At 66.2% G+C, this 15,102-nt stretch carries 17 protein-coding genes; 8 read left to right on the top strand and 9 right to left on the bottom strand.

From position 1 onward, the window contains the following. Positions 1–33: 33 nt before the first annotated feature. The 3 genes from ACAD63_RS29035 to ACAD63_RS29025 all read right to left on the bottom strand — a co-directional run bounded on the left by ACAD63_RS29035 (position 34) and on the right by ACAD63_RS29025 (position 1,197). On the bottom strand, positions 34–363 hold the full coding sequence (locus ACAD63_RS29035) for a hypothetical protein (protein WP_371704286.1): 330 nt from the start codon (positions 361–363) through the stop codon (positions 34–36). A 160-nt stretch (positions 364–523) separates the two neighbouring features. Next, positions 524–721, bottom strand: coding sequence for a hypothetical protein (locus tag ACAD63_RS29030; RefSeq protein ID WP_133095189.1), 198 nt, complete (start codon positions 719–721; stop codon positions 524–526). 185 nt (positions 722–906) lie between these two features. Next, on the bottom strand, positions 907–1,197 hold the full coding sequence (locus ACAD63_RS29025) for a DUF2188 domain-containing protein (protein WP_135703812.1): 291 nt from the start codon (positions 1,195–1,197) through the stop codon (positions 907–909). A 262-nt stretch (positions 1,198–1,459) separates the two neighbouring features. Here ACAD63_RS29025 and ACAD63_RS29020 point away from each other — a divergent pair, with 262 nt between their 5' ends. Beyond that, positions 1,460–1,603 carry an entericidin A/B family lipoprotein gene (locus ACAD63_RS29020; protein ID WP_434034670.1) on the top strand — a complete coding sequence of 48 codons (144 nt, stop codon included), beginning with the start codon at positions 1,460–1,462 and terminating at the stop codon, positions 1,601–1,603. A gap of 86 nt (positions 1,604–1,689) precedes the next feature. Here ACAD63_RS29020 and ACAD63_RS29015 read toward each other — a convergent pair whose 3' ends face one another. Continuing rightward, positions 1,690–2,694 carry an AraC family transcriptional regulator gene (locus ACAD63_RS29015; RefSeq protein WP_133095187.1) on the bottom strand — a complete coding sequence of 335 codons (1,005 nt, stop codon included), beginning with the start codon at positions 2,692–2,694 and terminating at the stop codon, positions 1,690–1,692. 147 nt (positions 2,695–2,841) lie between these two features. Between ACAD63_RS29015 and ACAD63_RS29010 the strand changes: the two genes are divergently transcribed. After that, entirely contained in the window at positions 2,842–4,020 is a 1,179-nt protein-coding gene (locus ACAD63_RS29010) for an acyl-CoA dehydrogenase family protein (RefSeq protein ID WP_135703813.1), read from the top strand. Beyond that, the gene (locus tag ACAD63_RS29005; protein WP_133095185.1) at positions 4,017–4,610 is read left to right on the top strand and encodes a flavin reductase family protein; all 594 of its coding nucleotides are present in this window, start codon (positions 4,017–4,019) and stop codon (positions 4,608–4,610) included. The genes ACAD63_RS29010 and ACAD63_RS29005 overlap by 4 nt, the downstream gene beginning before the upstream one ends. A 6-nt stretch (positions 4,611–4,616) precedes the next feature. On the opposite strand, the gene ACAD63_RS29000 is transcribed toward ACAD63_RS29005, so the two are convergent. From ACAD63_RS29000 to ACAD63_RS28990, 3 genes are all read right to left on the bottom strand, one after another. Beyond that, positions 4,617–5,501, bottom strand: coding sequence for a DMT family transporter (locus ACAD63_RS29000; protein WP_133095184.1), 885 nt, complete (start codon positions 5,499–5,501; stop codon positions 4,617–4,619). Between the two features lie 42 nt (positions 5,502–5,543). Further along, positions 5,544–6,452: a 2-hydroxy-3-oxopropionate reductase gene (locus ACAD63_RS28995; protein ID WP_434034155.1), complete on the bottom strand. Its 909-nt coding sequence runs from the start codon at positions 6,450–6,452 to the stop codon at positions 5,544–5,546. 163 nt (positions 6,453–6,615) lie between these two features. After that, the gene (locus ACAD63_RS28990) at positions 6,616–6,909 is read right to left on the bottom strand and encodes a hypothetical protein (protein WP_133095182.1); all 294 of its coding nucleotides are present in this window, start codon (positions 6,907–6,909) and stop codon (positions 6,616–6,618) included. A 290-nt stretch (positions 6,910–7,199) separates the two neighbouring features. Between ACAD63_RS28990 and ACAD63_RS28985 the strand changes: the two genes are divergently transcribed. Further along, positions 7,200–7,481: a hypothetical protein gene (locus ACAD63_RS28985; RefSeq protein WP_133095181.1), complete on the top strand. Its 282-nt coding sequence runs from the start codon at positions 7,200–7,202 to the stop codon at positions 7,479–7,481. 6 nt (positions 7,482–7,487) lie between these two features. Here ACAD63_RS28985 and ACAD63_RS28980 read toward each other — a convergent pair whose 3' ends face one another. Together ACAD63_RS28980 and ACAD63_RS28975 are read right to left on the bottom strand one after the other, a co-directional pair. After that, positions 7,488–8,180: an aspartate/glutamate racemase family protein gene (locus ACAD63_RS28980; protein WP_133095180.1), complete on the bottom strand. Its 693-nt coding sequence runs from the start codon at positions 8,178–8,180 to the stop codon at positions 7,488–7,490. 108 nt (positions 8,181–8,288) lie between these two features. Further along, positions 8,289–9,008: a GntR family transcriptional regulator gene (locus ACAD63_RS28975; RefSeq protein ID WP_133095179.1), complete on the bottom strand. Its 720-nt coding sequence runs from the start codon at positions 9,006–9,008 to the stop codon at positions 8,289–8,291. Between the two features lie 192 nt (positions 9,009–9,200). On the opposite strand from ACAD63_RS28975, the gene ACAD63_RS28970 reads away from it, so the two are divergent. The 4 genes from ACAD63_RS28970 (at position 9,201) to ACAD63_RS28955 (ending at position 15,030) form a co-directional block, all read left to right on the top strand. After that, complete coding sequence (locus ACAD63_RS28970; protein WP_135703814.1) at positions 9,201–10,421, top strand: pyridoxal-phosphate-dependent aminotransferase family protein; 1,221 nt, start codon at positions 9,201–9,203, stop codon at positions 10,419–10,421. Between the two features lie 121 nt (positions 10,422–10,542). Further along, positions 10,543–11,847: an MFS transporter gene (locus ACAD63_RS28965; RefSeq protein ID WP_133095177.1), complete on the top strand. Its 1,305-nt coding sequence runs from the start codon at positions 10,543–10,545 to the stop codon at positions 11,845–11,847. A 93-nt stretch (positions 11,848–11,940) separates the two neighbouring features. Continuing rightward, positions 11,941–13,467 carry an amidase family protein gene (locus ACAD63_RS28960; RefSeq protein WP_135703815.1) on the top strand — a complete coding sequence of 509 codons (1,527 nt, stop codon included), beginning with the start codon at positions 11,941–11,943 and terminating at the stop codon, positions 13,465–13,467. A gap of 114 nt (positions 13,468–13,581) precedes the next feature. Beyond that, entirely contained in the window at positions 13,582–15,030 is a 1,449-nt protein-coding gene (locus tag ACAD63_RS28955) for an MFS transporter (RefSeq protein WP_133095175.1), read from the top strand. The last annotated feature ends 72 nt before the right edge of the window (positions 15,031–15,102 follow it).

Raw genomic sequence — 15,102 nt, 5'->3', positions numbered from 1 at the left:
GCGCACTGCCGGCGCATGGGGCGCAGGCAATTCTTACGGTGCCTGGCGGCGCCCCGGGCGGGCAATGCCCCAGGCGTCAAGCAGCGGCTGGAAGTGCGGCGAGTTGTCGCGTGCGGCCGGCGTGACCTTGCGCGGCGGCGGCAGCGGCCTGCCGGTCAGTACCAGCAAGCTGTCGGCCTGCGCGGCCATGTCCGGCTCCCCCGCATAAGCGACGACGCCCATCTGGCGGGCCGATTTCAGGGCGCGGGTCAGTTCCGCGGCACTCAGGCGGCTGGCGGCGGCAAGCCGGTGCCGGGGCATGGGCCCCTTGGCACGCAGGCTGTTCATCAGCGCCAGCACGCATTCCCGGGTGGTTCGATCCATGTCGCTGCGTCAGAGGATTGGGCATCCGCCTGACCCGTTGGGGCCATAAGGATGCGGGAATCCATTCTTCCGCAAGGGTCATAGCTTTGCCAACCCGATATGACACTTGTTCACATTCTGTGGCGTGTCCAGGGAAGGCTTTCAAAGCATGGGGAGGCCTTCAGTGCCGGGTTTGCGGATTGCCATATGGAAGCCGGTGTTCCGCGCCGCCGGCCACCCCGGCGGCCGCGTTCTGGCGGCGCCATCGGCGGGCCTGCCTGGCATGCACATCGGTAGCCATTTCGTGTAATTCGGCGATCCTGGCCTCGAGCGGGTCGGGATAGATGTCGAGCGGGCGGAACCTGAGGATTCGGGACATGACGGGTCTCTGTAAGTGCCTGGTCTTAGTATTGGCACTGAACCCGTCAATTGCATGCTGCAATTTCTGCGCCGTTGATCTAATTCAATGTTGACCGCGCAATGAACTATTGCCGGCGATGGCGAGAAATGCCGGGAGCGAATGCCGGGAGCGGGCTGGGCGTTTCCAGCCCCACCGTACCGGATTCAATGCCCCAGGCGGGAGATGGCCCTGGGGTCGCGGCAGTAGATCTTGCGCTCGCGCACCAGGCCGTCGCGCCCATGGATGCACAGCGACACGCCCTCCTGGCGCGCCCGCATCCAGCCCGCGGCGATGGCGGCTTCCTGGGTCGGAAAATGCAGCGCCGTGGCTTCCTCGTCAGCGCCCATGCCATCCATGCCATCCATGCCTTCAATGGTCAGGGCCCATTCGCCGTCGCGGGCGGCATTGTCATTGTCGGTTGCGGCAGGAAGCACGTGGATGCTGCGTGACGTCATGGCGGTCTCCCGGGAAGTGGACAGGTGTGGACCTACATTTCTAAGCGAAGCCGCGGCGCGCGGGTATCGGTCGCTGTCCTACACCGCGTGGACATGTCGCGCCGTCGGCTGACATCGGGGTAGGACGAAAGCCGACTTTTCGCGCGGTTGGCGGTTGCTACGATCCAATTGCCGGTTGGGCATGAAGCTGCCCGGTCAAGCCATCCCGAGCTATTCCATCCTGGCGGCGCATGCCGCTTCCACACGAAGCAAGGAGATCGTCATGAGAAAGCTGTTCGCAATGTTTGCCCTCGCTGGCGTGATGCTGGTTACGGGCTGCAACACCATGGCCGGTGCAGGCAAGGATATCGAACGCGGCGGCGAGAAGGTGCAAGGCGCGGCGGAAAGCACCAAGCAGAAAATGTAATCGCCTGCCGATCGCAGGCGCAGAGGACAACGGCCCGTGCTCCAGGCACGGGCCGTTTTCGTTCGCGGGAATTTCCGAGCGCGGATCTAGTGCGCGGCCGTGACCGCCACGCGTTCTTCGTCGGTGCGGCTGCGGCGCCAGCTTGCCGGCGGCAGGCCGAACTCGCGCTTGAAGGCGCGGCTGAAAGCCGCCTCGGAGTCATAGCCGACCGCGCCGGCGATCTCGCCGATCGAGCGGTTGCCGCTGCGCAGTTCCGCCGCTGCGGTGCGCAGGCGCCAGTGCGCCAGGTACTGCATCGGCGGCTGTCCGAGCAGGTCGGTAAAGCGCTGCGCCAGCGCCGAGCGAGACAGGCCGACGTTGCCGGCCAGTTCGTCCACTGTCCACGGGTAGGCCGGGCGCGCATGCATGCGCGACAGCGCACGCCCCACGTAGCGGTCGCGCAGCGCGGCGAGCCAGCCGCTTTCGTTGTCCGGCAGCGTGTCGATGCAGCGCCGTACCGCCTGCACGAACAGCAGTTCCGACAGCTTGGCCAGCACCGTGGCGGTGCCCGCTCGCGGCTCGGCGGCTTCCGAGGTGGCGAAGGCCAGCGCGGTGGCAAGCCATGCCGATTCGATGCCGTTGTCGAGCCCCACTTTGAACAGGCGCGGCAGCGAGGTCAGCAGCGGGTTGCCCATGGTGTCGTCGAATCCGAGGAAGCCGCACACCATGCGCGTGGTCTCGCCACCGCCGCCGTACGACACGCGCATGACTTCGCCCGGGCTGTTGCGCAGCATGTCCGCGACCAGCGGCGCGGACTGCACCGGCTGCAGGTGCAGGTCGCTGCCCAGCACGTGCGGCTCGCCCTGCGGCACCACCAGCAGTTCGCCGCTCTCGACGCGCACGCCCGGCCCCGTGCTTCCGACCAGACGGGCCCAGCAGACGCCTTCGGTAATCAGGTGGTAGGAGACGACGCGATCGGTGCCGGGCAGGAAGGCGGCGCGCAATTCAGCATCCGCTTCAGACACCAGGCACCACGGCGACTTGAATTCGCCGTTGAGGAAGACCGCGCCGCTCAGTTGCACGGCGCGCAGCAGGTCGGACAAGGCATCCATGGTCACTTTCCTCCAGATCCGGTGTTTCGCGCAAGAAAGCCGGACGCCCGATCATACGGGCAAGGGGACCAGGCTCCGATACTAGCACCGTGCTACGGGCCGGACAACGGCAGCCGGGCACGGATCAGACAAGCCGGAGACAACACCATGGAAACAGTTACCGCCCCCGATGCCAGCGCAGGTGCGCAGGCCGACTGGCTCGCACTTGCCGCGGCGCTGGGCCGCACCTTCGACACCCGCGCCCCCGAGATCGACGCGAGCGGGCAGTTCGTCAGCGCGAACTACGACGACCTGCGCGCGCACCGGTTCTTTGCCGCCGCCGTGCCGCAGGAACTGGGCGGTGCCGGCCTGTCGCACCAGGAGCTGGGCAGCGTGCTGCGCGAGCTGGGCAAGTACTGCGGATCGACCGCGCTGGCTTTTGCCATGCACACGCACCCGGTAGCCACCGCGGCATGGCGCTGGCGCAACCAGAAGGCGCCGGTGGAAGGACTGCTCAAGCGCGTGGCGGGCGAGCAGATGGTGCTGCTGGGCAGCGGTGGCTCGGACTGGCTGCAGGGCAGCGGCAAGGCCACGCGCGTCGATGGCGGCTTCCGCGTGGACGGGCGCAAGATCTTCGCCAGCGGCGCGCCGGTAGCTGACCTGTTCATGACCTGCGCGGTGTATGACGATCCCGAATCCGGCCCAACGGTGCTGCATTTCGCATTGCCCATGAAGACCCCCGGTGTGAGCGTGATGTCGAACTGGCACACGCTCGGCATGCGCGGCACCGGCTCGCACGATGTGATGCTCGAAGGCGTGCTGGTGCCCGACACCGCCATCGCCGCGCGCCGCCCGCAAGGTGTTTGGCATCCGATGATGCATACGGTCTCGATGATCGCGTTGCCGCTGATCTATGCGGTCTACGTCGGCATTGCCGAGGCAGCGCGCGACATTGCGCTGCAACTGGCGCGGCAGCGGCGCCTGAACGCGCATGCGGTGGAAGCGGCCGGCCGCCTTTGCAACGAAGCGGAAGCCGCGCGCATGGCGCTGGATACGATGTTCGACGCCGCGGCGGGCCAGGCGCCGGGTGCGGTGACCACCAACCGCATCATGTGCGGGCGTACGCTGGCGGCGCGCGCGGTGCTGGCGACAGTGGAAGCGGCCATGGACCTGGCCGGCGGTGCCGGCTTCTATCGCGACGCCGGGCTGGAGCGCCGCTTCCGCGATGCGCAGGGCGCGCGCTTCCATCCGTTGCAGGCCGGTGCCCAGCAGGAGTATGCGGGGCGCATGGCGCTGGGCTTGGATATCGATGCGCCTCCCGGCGAGGTGCGGCAGGCCGCGCAATGATGCCCGCACCAGCCCCGCTGCCGTTTGCCACCGAGGCCTGCAACGACAGCGGCTGCGATGACCTGGGCGGGGCCTCCGGCGGCATGGGCCACGACGTCCGGGCACGGCGCGCGCTGCGCGACGCGCTCGGGCAGTTCGCCACCGGCGTGACGGTGGTGACCGCCGCGGATGCGCAGGGCCTGCCGGTGGGCGTGACGATCAACGCCTTCACTTCCGTATCGCTCGCGCCGCCGCTGCTGCTGTGGTGCCTGGCGCGCGCTTCCGGCAGCCTGCCGGCGCTGCGCGCCGCGCCCTGCCATGCGATCAACGTGCTCGGCAGCGGGCAACTGGCCTTGTGCCGGCGCTTTGCGGACCGTGATGTCGACCGCTTTGCCGGCGTCGACTGCCGCCCCGGGCCGTGCGGCACGGTACTGCTCGCCGGCGCGCTGGCGACGTTCATCTGCCGGCACCGCTCGGTACGCTCGCTCGGCGACCACGTGGTGTTCGTGGTCGAGGTGGTGGCCTATGGCACAGCGCCAGGTGCGCCGCTGGTGTTCCATGGCGGCGGTTTCGGCGAAGGGGTGGCGCGCATCGACGCCGGCGCGGCCTAGCGCGGCCTAGCGCAGCACCCGTGCTCCGCGGGCCTTGCCGGCGATCACCAGCGCAATGCCGCCGAGCACGGCTACCGCGCTGACGGCGAGCCGCAGCGTCAGCCTTTCACCCAGCAGCACGATGCCGCCCGCCGCGGCGATGACCGGCACGCTCAGCTGCACCGTCGCGGCGGTGGCCGCGCGCAGGCGCGGCACCACCGCATACCAGACCACGTAGCCAAGCCCGGACGTCACTGCGCCGGACAGCAGCGCGTACACCAGGCCCGCACGATCCAGCGAACGCTGCGCCTGCATCACCGCGGACAGCGCCAGCGCCAGCGGTACCGCGCGCAGGAAATTGCCGGCCGTGGTCGTTACCGGATCGGCATTGCGCCTGCCGTGCAGCGAATAGATGCCCCACGCGACGCCAGCCAGGATCATCTGCAGCGACGACAACAGCGGCGGCGTGGCCAGTCCCGGCAGCAGCAGCCATACCAGCCCGGCAAGCGCGAGCGCCAGGCCGATCCATTGCTGCATGCGCAGCGGCTCGCCGGCCGCCAGCCCGTAGCCCGTCATGGTGGCCTGCACGGCAGCGAACAGCAGCAGCGCGCCGGTGCCGGCGCCCAGGCGCAGGTAGGCAAACGAAAACGCCGCGGCGTAGCAGAACAGCGCCAGCGCCGAGACCCAGTTGCCGGCCAGCGGCGGAAACCTTGCTGCCGTGTCCGCTCGCAGCACGCGGTGCTGCACCACCACGATGACCCACAGCACCGCTGCCGCTGCGGCGACGCGCGCCAGCGTAAAGCTGGCCGCGTCGATGGTGGTGCCTTCCAGCGCCACCCGGCATAGCAGGGAATTGCCGGCGAAGGCCAGCATGGCCAGGGTGGTCAGCAGGATGGTGTTCGCACTCGGCATGCGCGCCAGGGGTGTATGCACGCTAGACAGAGCGGCTTGGGCTTAGGCCGCGGGCGGCGTGTCGCCGATGGCGAACGACGACAGGTGCTCGATCGCCCGCACTAGCGCGGAATGGTCCCAGCCGCTACCGCCCAGGCCGCCGCAGACATTGAACAGCTGCTGGCACGAGGCAGTGTTCGGCAGTCCCACGCCCAGCTGGCGTGCGGTGGACAGCGCCAGTTCCAGGTCCTTCTGGTGCAAGGCGATGCGGAAGCCCGGGTCGAAGGTCCGCTTGATCATGCGTTCGCCATGGACCTCGAGGATGCGCGAACTGGCAAAGCCACCCATCAGTGCCTCGCGCACGCGCGCGGGATCGGCGCCGGCGCGCGCGGCCAGCACCAGCGCCTCGCCGACGGCCTCGATGGTCAGGGCCACGATCACCTGGTTGGCCACCTTGGCCACCTGGCCCGCGCCGACTTCGCCTACGCGCACGATGTTCTTGCCCATCAGCTGCAGCAGCGGCAGCACGCGGTCGAACACTTCCTGCTTGCCGCCAGCCATGATCGACAGCGTGCCGGCCTTGGCGCCGACCTCGCCGCCGGACACCGGCGCATCGACATAGTCAACGCCCAGCGCCTCGATGCAGCGCGCGAACTCGCGCGTGGCGATCGGCGAGATCGAGCTCATGTCGATCACCGTGACGCCGCCCGCGGTCTCGGCAAGGCCGTCGGCCACGCCTTCCTTGCCAAACAGCACCTGCTCCACATCCGGCGTGTCGGGCAGCATCAGGATGATGGTGTCCGATTGCCGCGCCAGATCCTCGGCGCTGCTGCAGGCATGCACGCCAGCATCCAGCAGGTCCTGCGGCACGCCGCTGCGGGTATGGGCGAATACGGTATGCCCGCCGTCGACGATGTGCTGCGCCATGGGCTTGCCCATCACGCCAAGCCCGATAAAGCCGATCTTGCTCATGACAGTGTCCGGTGGTTGTGTCGGAGCGCCGCGCAAGGGCGGTCGCATAACTCTGATCATAGTCAGTCGCACGCCGGCAAGGCTGCGGATAGTGCGCTGGCCGGACCAAAAGAATAAGCCCCGCGCCACATTGGCAGCGGGGCTGGTCGCGCGCCGGCGAGACTTAGCGGCAAGCGGCATCCCTGGCCGAATCGCCCGGACGCTGGCCCAGGATCTCGCGGATGCGGGCCAGGTACTGGTCGCCAACGGTCCGGTGCATGCGCGCGGCCTCGGCGGCGAACTGGCGCCGGCCGGGCGGGCGGATGCCCAGGCTGCGGCAGACCGTCGACAGGTAGGGCTTGCGCTCGCGGCCCAGGCGCAGCGCCACGGTCTGCAGCGCGGCATCGCCGATGCGCCCGCGCAGCCAGGCGAGCACCTGGCGGTCGTAGTCGTTTTGCACGCGGATCAGGTGTTCCATGGCCAGACTCCTACTGTTCATCCATACAGTTACTGTAAATATATACAGTATCCGGACGGATGCAAGAAAAGTCTGCGTCGATTTAGCGCCGCGCCGGCGATCCTTGCGGCCAAGCCACCCCGGGCATGCGGAATACCGCGAGGCCCGTTACTCCCCTTGGTCGCAGGGAAGCCGATCCTCTAGCATTGATACGCCGGCCAGGCGAGCAACTGCCTGAAGTAGCGGCCACCAGTCAAGTGACGGTTACGAAGCTCCAGGAGGTATCGGATATGTCTGCCACAAGGATAGAGATGTGCGACCAGGATGGCGACGGGGTATTGACCATTCGGGACGACGGCGCCGAATTTTCAGGAGTCGCGCTTGAGCTTTCGAATCTCTTCGGTGAAGACGTAGTCGCGGATCTCGACAAGCACCAGTTGCTCAATTGGTGCGAGACGGTCGCCGCCCACCTTCGCAACCAAGGCGTTATGCCGAGCGAGTGCGCTCCGGAGGGCAGCGTCAACAAGACCAGTCAGAGCCGGACGAAAGAACAGCCTGGCGTCGACGAGCTTGTGCAGACGGCGGCATCCTGATTTGATTCAGTGGCCGGGCGCGGCAAAACTGCCGTAGGTGGCCTTGCGTGGCCTTAATTTTGCGAGCGCCTCTGCCTGCACGGCGGCACAAGCGATGCCGTCCAGGAGCGGCACGTCTGCCTGCGCGGCAACCGCCGGGACATAGCCGCACAATGCGGCAGCCACGGTGACGACCACGTCCGCGCCGTCGTCCCGGCTGAGCGAAGTGATGGCATCGCGCATCATTGCGCCGACTTCTTGCGCAAGTCCGGCGCCGTATGGCGCTGCCGTTTCGATGCCGCGGATGCCGGCCACGCGCCCGGCATAGCCGTATGAGGCCGCAAGTTCTCCGTACAACGGCGTCAAGGCGCGGCCGACGGTCAACAGTCCGATCCTGCCGCCCATCATGCTTGCCGTTGCCAGGGCCGCTTCGGTCGTTCCGACAACAGGGACCTCAAGCATCTGCCGCAATGCATGAAGGGCAGTGTCCATCGAAACCCCCAGAATCACGGCCTCGACATTGGCATCCAGCGTCCGGGCCATTTTCAGCAAGCCATCGATTGCAGCGGCATTGTCCACGCGCGACCGGATAACCGCGGGACCTGCGGCGTTGGTCAGGCCGAAAATCTCGCACGCGTCGCCGGTGGCCCGCCTGGCTTCTGCAAGCATGCGGTCGGTGATGTGCTGGCTGGAATTGGGATTCAGGAGGGCGATACGCATGGGCCTGGACTTGTCAGTAGCCGTCGATGATGCCGGCAAGTTCAATGCTGTGTCTCGTGGGAGAGGAGGCGAGCCGCCAAACGACGGCGCCTGATCTTCGCCTTGGTACTAGGCCTGCGGCATGCCGCTGGCCGCGCCCGCCTGGATCAGCAGCACGGCATCGCGCTTGTCTAGCAGGTGCTGGCGCAGGATTGCGGCAAGCCGCTTGCCATCGCGGGCTTCCAGGGCCACCAGCATCTCTTCGTGGTCATGGATGGCGCTGTCCCATTTCGGCTTCTGGTAGTTTGAACGGAAGCGCAGTGCCTGCAGCTTCCGGTTCACTGACAGATAGGTCTGGCGCAGTGCCATATTGCGTGCCGCAAGGTTGATGCGGTCGTGGATCTGGTGATTCAGGTTGTAGTAGCCGGGCAGGTCTTCGTTTGCCCTGCACGCCAGCATCGCGTAGTGAAGCGCCTTGATTTCCGCCAGTTCGACAGCGGTGATGCGCGCGCAGGCCAGTTCGCCCGACAAGGCTTCCAACCCGCTCATCAGCTCGAAGGTATCCAGTATTTCGTCCGTCGACAGCCGGGATACGGTCGCGCCGCGATTGGGAGAGATATCGATCAGCCCTTCGGCGGCGAGCACCTTCAGTGCCTCTCTGAGCGGCGTGCGCGAGATGCCGAGGGTCTCGCACAATTCCCGTTCATTGAGCTTGCGGCCTGGCTCCAGCACCCCCTCGACGATAAATGTCCGCAGGTGCGCCACCACCATGTCATGAAGGCGCTGGCGTTCGAGCTTGGGCAGGACCGGGGCTGGCGAATCCAGGCCGCGGGCGTCTTCTTTTGGCATTCAAAATTCCTTACGCGCGTTTGGATGCGATTCTAGCAGACACATCACGGAAACTCAAAAATCCGCGTAATTCCCGCGTAAACCCTTGTACTACCGGGTTTATGGCGGGTAAACGCTAGCTCGGACAGGCCGATTTCTCACGATTTCCTCTGCTAAAGTATTTTGCATTCAAAACTCAATCGGAGGAGTCAAATGCTCAATCTCAACTTCCATCCCGCTGGCCGCCACTTCCTGCAGATCCCTGGGCCGAGCCCGGTGCCCGATCGCATCCTGCGCGCCATCAGCTACCCGACCATCGATCATCGTGGGCCGGAATTCGGCGCGCTAGGCCTGAAGGTGCTGGATGGCATCAAGAAGATCTTCAAGACCGAACATCCGGTGGTGATCTATCCGGCTTCGGGCACCGGGGCCTGGGAAGCGGCGTTGTCTAACACCCTGAGCCCCGGCGACACCGTGTTGATGTTCGAGACCGGCCATTTCGCCACGCTGTGGAAGAAGATGGCCGAGAACCTCGGCATCCGGCCCGAGTTCCTTGGCTTGCCAGGCGTGGAGGGCTGGCGCCATGGGGTGCAGGCCGACATGATCGAAGCCCGGCTGCGCGCCGATAGCGCGCATGCGATCAAGGCCGTGTGCGTGGTGCACAACGAAACCTCGACCGGCGTGACGTCGGATATCGCCGCCGTGCGCCGCGCCATCGACGCTGCCGGACATCCCGCGCTGCTGCTGGTCGACACCATCTCGGGGCTCGCGTCGGCCGACTACCGCCATGACGAGTGGGGCGTGGACGTGACCGTATCGGGCTCGCAGAAGGGCCTGATGCTGCCGCCGGGCATCAGCTTCAATGCGGTGTCGCCCAAGGCCATCGAAGCGTCTCGCACGGCCCGGCTGCCGCGCAGCTTCTGGGGCTGGGACGAGATCATCGAGATGAACCGCACCGGCTACTGGCCCTATACGCCCAGCACGAACCTGCTCTATGGCCTGTCCGAAGCCCTCGACATGATCCTGGAAGAGGGGCTGGACAACGTCTTTGCCCGCCATCAGCGCCTGGGCGAAGCCTGCCGCCGCGCAGTCAAGGCTTGGGGCCTGCAGATCCAGTGCGCGGACCCCGCCGTCTACAGCCCGGTGCTGACCGGCGTGATGATGCCCGACGGCATCGATGCCGACGTGGTGCGCAGGAACATCTACGAGCGCTTCAACATGTCGCTCGGCGCCGGCCTGGGCAAGGTCAAGGGCCGCATGTTCCGCATCGGCCATCTGGGCGACTGCAACGACCTGACGCTGATGGCGACACTGGCCGGCTGCGAAATGGGCCTGAAGATCTCTGGTGTGCCGGTTGTCGCTAGCGGCACGGCTGCCGCCATGGACTATCTCGCCGCGCACACCACGCCGCTGTCGCTCCAGGCTGCTGCCTGACGCAGCCACCTCCATCCGGGGCGGGGGCGGGCGCAGCGCATGCGCAGCGCCCCCCCGCCAGGCTGATCGCAACGGATCAGCGCAGCACTGCCGTACCTGACAAAAAAAGAGAGGAGACGCTGTGGATACAACCCTGCAGGCAGGAGAAAGGATCAGGTCGTTCGAGGATGCGACCTATCGCAAGGTGAGCTGGCGGCTGGTGCCATTCCTGATGGTCTGCTTCCTGATCGCTTATCTCGATCGTGTCAACGTAGGTTTTGCCAAGCTCCAGATGTCGCAGCAGCTGGGCTTCAGCGAAACCATCTACGGGCTGGGCGCCGGTATCTTCTTTATCGGCTACTTCCTGTTCGAGGTGCCCAGCAACCTGGCCCTGCACAAGTTCGGCGCCAAGGTTTGGATCGGCCGGATCATGATCACGTGGGGGATCCTTTCCGCGTGTTTCGCCTTCGTGCAGACGCCAGCCCAGTTCTACACGCTGCGATTCCTGCTGGGGTTGGCCGAAGCGGGCTTCACGCCAGGCATCGTGTACTACCTGTCCTGCTGGTACCCGTCGCACCGGCGCGCCAAGATCATGGCCATCTACTGCATGGGATCGCCGCTGTCAGGCATCATCGGCAACCCGCTCTCCGGCTACCTGATGGGAAGCATGGCCGGCGTGGCCGGCTGGGGCGGCTGGCAATGGATGTTCTTTATCGAGGCGGTGCCGGCGGTGTTGCTGGGATGCTTCTGCTTCTACTACCTGGACAACTCCATTGCCAAGGCCAAGTGGCTGACCGGCGAGGAGAAGCAGGTCCTCGAGCTGGCCAAGACCGAGGATGTCAAGGCGGCGGACCCGCAGGCACGCGTCGGCAAGGTCTTCACCGATCCGCGCGTCTGGCTGATCAGCCTGATCTGCTTCTGCTATGTCACGGGGCAGTATGGCATCACGCTCTGGTTGCCCACCTTCATCAAGTCCACCGGGGTCAGCGACCCGTTCCATATCGGCTTGCTGAGCGCGATTCCTTACATGGCGGCGATCGTCTCGATGTATTTCTTCGGGCGCAGTGCCGACAAGCATCGCGAGCGCCGCTGGCACCTGATCATCCCGTGCATGATGGGTGCGATCGGCTTCCTGGCCTTGCCCTGGGTGATGCACAACACCGCGCTGTCGCTGGTGTTCCTGTCGATCGCGGCAGCCGGCATCCTGACCTGCACGCCGCTGTTCTGGTCGCTGCCGACGGCCTTCCTCAGCGGCGCGGCGGCAGCCACGGCCATCGCCATGAGCAACTCGATCGGCAACCTCGCGGGCTTTACCAGCGGCTACATGATCGGCTACCTGCGCGACGTGACCCAGAGCGGCAACAGCGCGTACTACATGATCGCCGGGATGCTGCTGCTGGGCGCCTTCTGCATCTGGACAATACCCGCCCGGCTGGTCAACCGATAGCCAGGCAAAGCGGGGCGCCGGCACCGTGCCGCAGCCCCGCCTCTCGCTCACTTCGCCAACCTTTCGCGCCCTTGCCGGCGCATGGATCCCCTCATGACAAACTCGTATGAACCGGTGCCGGACGGGCCGGGCCAGCACGCGCCGTTCAGCGTGGTGGAAGCCACCGTTGCCGATGCGCATGCCGCGATGCGCGACGGCAGGCTGACGGCGCGCCAGCTGCTCAGCGCATGCCTGGACCGCATCGCGGCCTATGACCAGCACGGTCCCGCCCTGCGCAGCATCCTGCAATGCAATCCGCACGCGCTGGACGAGGCCGGACGGATCGACGCCCAGGCCGGGCGCAATCCGGCGCAGGCGCTGGCGCCGCTGCACGGCATCCCGGTGCTGGTGAAGGACAACATCGAGTGTGCCGGCATGGCAACCACTGCCGGTGCCGCCTGCCTGCGCGACAATTTCTCCACCGACGATGCCTTTGTCATCCGCCGCCTGCGCGAAGCGGGCGCGATCGTACTGGCCAAGACCAACCTGCACGAGTTGGCGTCCGGTGGCGAGACCGTCAGCACCTTGTCCGGCCAGACCCTGAACCCCTATGACCTGACACGCACGCCCGGCGGCTCCAGCGGAGGCACCGCCGCCGGCATTGCCGCCAGCTTCGGCTTGCTCGGCATCGGCACCGACGGCGTCAACTCGATCCGCTCGCCGGCGTCGGCAAATGGCCTTGTCGGCCTGCGTCCGACCATGGGACTGACCAGCAGGGCGGGGCTGGTCCCGTGCGGGCTGACGCAGGACACCATTGGCCCGATCACCCGCACCGTCGCCGACACGGCGCGGCTGCTCGATGTCATTGCCGGCCATGACCCGGCCGACCCTGTCACCAGTGCCGGCGCGCCCCACATTCCGGCGAGCTATGCCGCCAGCCTTGACCGCGACGGACTCAAAGGCGCGCGGATCGGCGTATTGCGCCACTTCTTTGGCGACCAGGCGGTGCACCGTCCTGTCAACGCAGTCATGCAGGCGGCGCTTGCCGTTATCGCTGCCCAGGGGGCCGGGCTAGTCGCAATCGAAGACGCCATCAGCCCGGACGAGTTGCTGGCCACCACGCTGGTGCACCACTACGAAATGGAGCGCGATCTCGACGCTTACCTGCAGCGCACTTCATCAAGAGTGCCGGTTCGTTCCATGAAGGACATTATCGCCGCGGGCAATGTCCATCCGAGCGTGGCGGGCACGCTGGATACCGCTGCCGCGCTAAGCGGGCGGGAAGGGGAGTACCGCGAGCGCCTGCAGCGCCAGCAGGCATTGCGGGAGAGACTGCTGGACCTGATGGCGCGTCATCGGCTTGACGCGCTGGTGTTTCCGCACCAGCGCCGCCTGGTCGTGCCGGTTGGCGAGACCCAGGCAGAGCGCAATGGCGTGCTCGCGTCGGCCACCGGATTTCCGGCCATTGTCATTCCGGCCGGGTATTCGCCGCCGGACGGCAATGCACCCCAGGGGGTGCCGGTCGGGCTGGAATTCTTTGGCCGCCCCTACACGGAACCCGTGCTGATACGGCTCGCCTATGCCGCGGAGCAGGCCTTGCGCGCCCGCCGGCCGCCGCAATCGACACCCGCCCTGGAATAGCGGCACGCGTCGGAACGAAGTTTTATCGCTGCTCTGCAAACGCCGGCCAGACATGGCGTCGACCAGGTCGCGGGCACACCGCGACGACTACCTCGATACGAGGAGGAGACAAAGATGGGCGCAGAAACCGTAGTTCAATCGCCGAATTCCCCACAGCAGCACGAACTCGACCGGGCCATGGACGGCATCGGCGTAACGGCGTCGCACAAGAAGATCATTTTCCTGATCATGCTGGGGGTGATGTTCGACGTGTTTGAACAGAACGCCGTCGGCCTGATCGGGCCCATGTTGCGAGAGCAGTGGGGCATATCGGTCGCCGAAATCGGCTTCCTGAATACCCTGACCTTCAGTGCTGCCGCGCTCGGACGCATCGGCTCCGGCTATATCGCGGACCGCTACGGCAGGCGCACCATGCTCAGCGCCAACCTGCTTCTGTTCACGCTGGGCGCCATCATCTGCGCGCTGGCACCGAACTATGGCGTGCTGGCAGCGGGCCGCTTTATTGTCGGCATCGGCCTGGGCGGCGAGATATCCATTGCCGTGACCATGCTGGCCGAACTGTGCTCGACGCGATTCCGCGGCACCGCGGTGGGCATGGTCAGCGTTGGCAGCGGCGGGCTGGGCAATATGCTCGCACCGGCGTTCGGCCTGGCCGTATTCGCCATGTTCCCGGGGCCGGACAGCTGGCGCTGGCTGTTTGCCTGCCTGGTGCTGCCGGCGTTCTTCGTCGTGTTCTACCGGCGTTTTATCCCGGAAACGCCACGCTTCCTGCTGTCCAAGGGGCGCGTGGACGAAGCTAACCGGGTGCTCTCCGTCCTCGCATCCGGCCGCCTGGGCAAGCTGCGCGGCGAGCCGACATCCTATATCAAGGCTGCGGTGCACGATGACGCCCCGCGCACCAGGGTGGGCCTGAGCGATATCTTCAAGGGCCGGCTGGGGCGCCGCACGATCGCACTGGGCATCGCGGTATCGATGACCTATGGCGCGCAGATCTCGGTGCTGACGCTGATGCCGACCATCCTGATGTCGCAGGGCTACACCATCTCGAAGAGCTTTCTCTTTACGATGGTGATGCAGAGCGGCAGCCTGTTCGGGGCGCTGGCGGCGTCATACTGTGGCTACCATTTTCCGCGCAAGCGTGTGCTGACGTTCGGCGCAGGGCTGGCCTGCGCGGCGGGGCTGTGCTTCGGCTTCCTGACGTATAACGTAGCGCTGGTGCTGCTGTTCGGTGCTGCCTTTACGTTCTGCGTGGTGTTGCTGAATACCTCGATCTGGATTTTTGCGCCGGAGCAGTATCCGACCCACGTGCGTGCATTCGGCACTTCACTGATCCTGGCCCTCGGCACGCTGGCGGGAGCGCTGACGCCGCTGATCAGCGGCCGCGTGTTTGAAAGCTACGGCGTTGGCGGCATGTTCAGCATGCTCGCTGCGATGTATGCGGTGTTCGCGCTGAGCGTGCAGTTCGCGCCCGAGACTTTCGGGCGTGCGATGGGCGAGACGGCCGCCGATGATGAAACCGGCACGGCAGTCGGCGAGAGCGCAGCCAGTGCAAGCAGGTTGTAAGGGCGGTCCGTTCCCCCCAGCGTGCGCTGTGGGCACGCTGGGGCGAGCGGCTCCTCGTCCGATGTTTATCAT

Origin of the sequence: Cupriavidus sp. a3 (assembly GCF_051015765.1) — a bacterium.
Lineage (GTDB): Bacteria > Pseudomonadota > Gammaproteobacteria > Burkholderiales > Burkholderiaceae > Cupriavidus > Cupriavidus oxalaticus_A.
The sequence above is the reverse complement of the archived record's forward strand: the minus strand, read 5'-3'. Positions and strand labels throughout refer to the sequence as shown.

What these genes read in the sequence shown, in the direction of transcription:
- ACAD63_RS29035 (WP_371704286.1), bottom strand. Translation starts at nt 363, where the DNA reads ATGGATCGAACCACCCGGGAATGCGTGCTGGCGCTGATGAACAGCCTG.
- ACAD63_RS29030 (WP_133095189.1), bottom strand. Translation starts at nt 721, where the DNA reads ATGTCCCGAATCCTCAGGTTCCGCCCGCTCGACATCTATCCCGACCCG.
- ACAD63_RS29025 (WP_135703812.1), bottom strand. Translation starts at nt 1,197, where the DNA reads ATGACGTCACGCAGCATCCACGTGCTTCCTGCCGCAACCGACAATGAC.
- ACAD63_RS29020 (WP_434034670.1), top strand. Translation starts at nt 1,460, where the DNA reads ATGAGAAAGCTGTTCGCAATGTTTGCCCTCGCTGGCGTGATGCTGGTT.
- ACAD63_RS29015 (WP_133095187.1), bottom strand. Translation starts at nt 2,694, where the DNA reads ATGGATGCCTTGTCCGACCTGCTGCGCGCCGTGCAACTGAGCGGCGCG.
- ACAD63_RS29010 (WP_135703813.1), top strand. Translation starts at nt 2,842, where the DNA reads ATGGAAACAGTTACCGCCCCCGATGCCAGCGCAGGTGCGCAGGCCGAC.
- ACAD63_RS29005 (WP_133095185.1), top strand. Translation starts at nt 4,017, where the DNA reads ATGATGCCCGCACCAGCCCCGCTGCCGTTTGCCACCGAGGCCTGCAAC.
- ACAD63_RS29000 (WP_133095184.1), bottom strand. Translation starts at nt 5,501, where the DNA reads ATGCCGAGTGCGAACACCATCCTGCTGACCACCCTGGCCATGCTGGCC.
- ACAD63_RS28995 (WP_434034155.1), bottom strand. Translation starts at nt 6,452, where the DNA reads ATGAGCAAGATCGGCTTTATCGGGCTTGGCGTGATGGGCAAGCCCATG.
- ACAD63_RS28990 (WP_133095182.1), bottom strand. Translation starts at nt 6,909, where the DNA reads ATGGAACACCTGATCCGCGTGCAAAACGACTACGACCGCCAGGTGCTC.
- ACAD63_RS28985 (WP_133095181.1), top strand. Translation starts at nt 7,200, where the DNA reads ATGTGCGACCAGGATGGCGACGGGGTATTGACCATTCGGGACGACGGC.
- ACAD63_RS28980 (WP_133095180.1), bottom strand. Translation starts at nt 8,180, where the DNA reads ATGCGTATCGCCCTCCTGAATCCCAATTCCAGCCAGCACATCACCGAC.
- ACAD63_RS28975 (WP_133095179.1), bottom strand. Translation starts at nt 9,008, where the DNA reads ATGCCAAAAGAAGACGCCCGCGGCCTGGATTCGCCAGCCCCGGTCCTG.
- ACAD63_RS28970 (WP_135703814.1), top strand. Translation starts at nt 9,201, where the DNA reads ATGCTCAATCTCAACTTCCATCCCGCTGGCCGCCACTTCCTGCAGATC.
- ACAD63_RS28960 (WP_135703815.1), top strand. Translation starts at nt 11,941, where the DNA reads ATGACAAACTCGTATGAACCGGTGCCGGACGGGCCGGGCCAGCACGCG.
- ACAD63_RS28955 (WP_133095175.1), top strand. Translation starts at nt 13,582, where the DNA reads ATGGGCGCAGAAACCGTAGTTCAATCGCCGAATTCCCCACAGCAGCAC.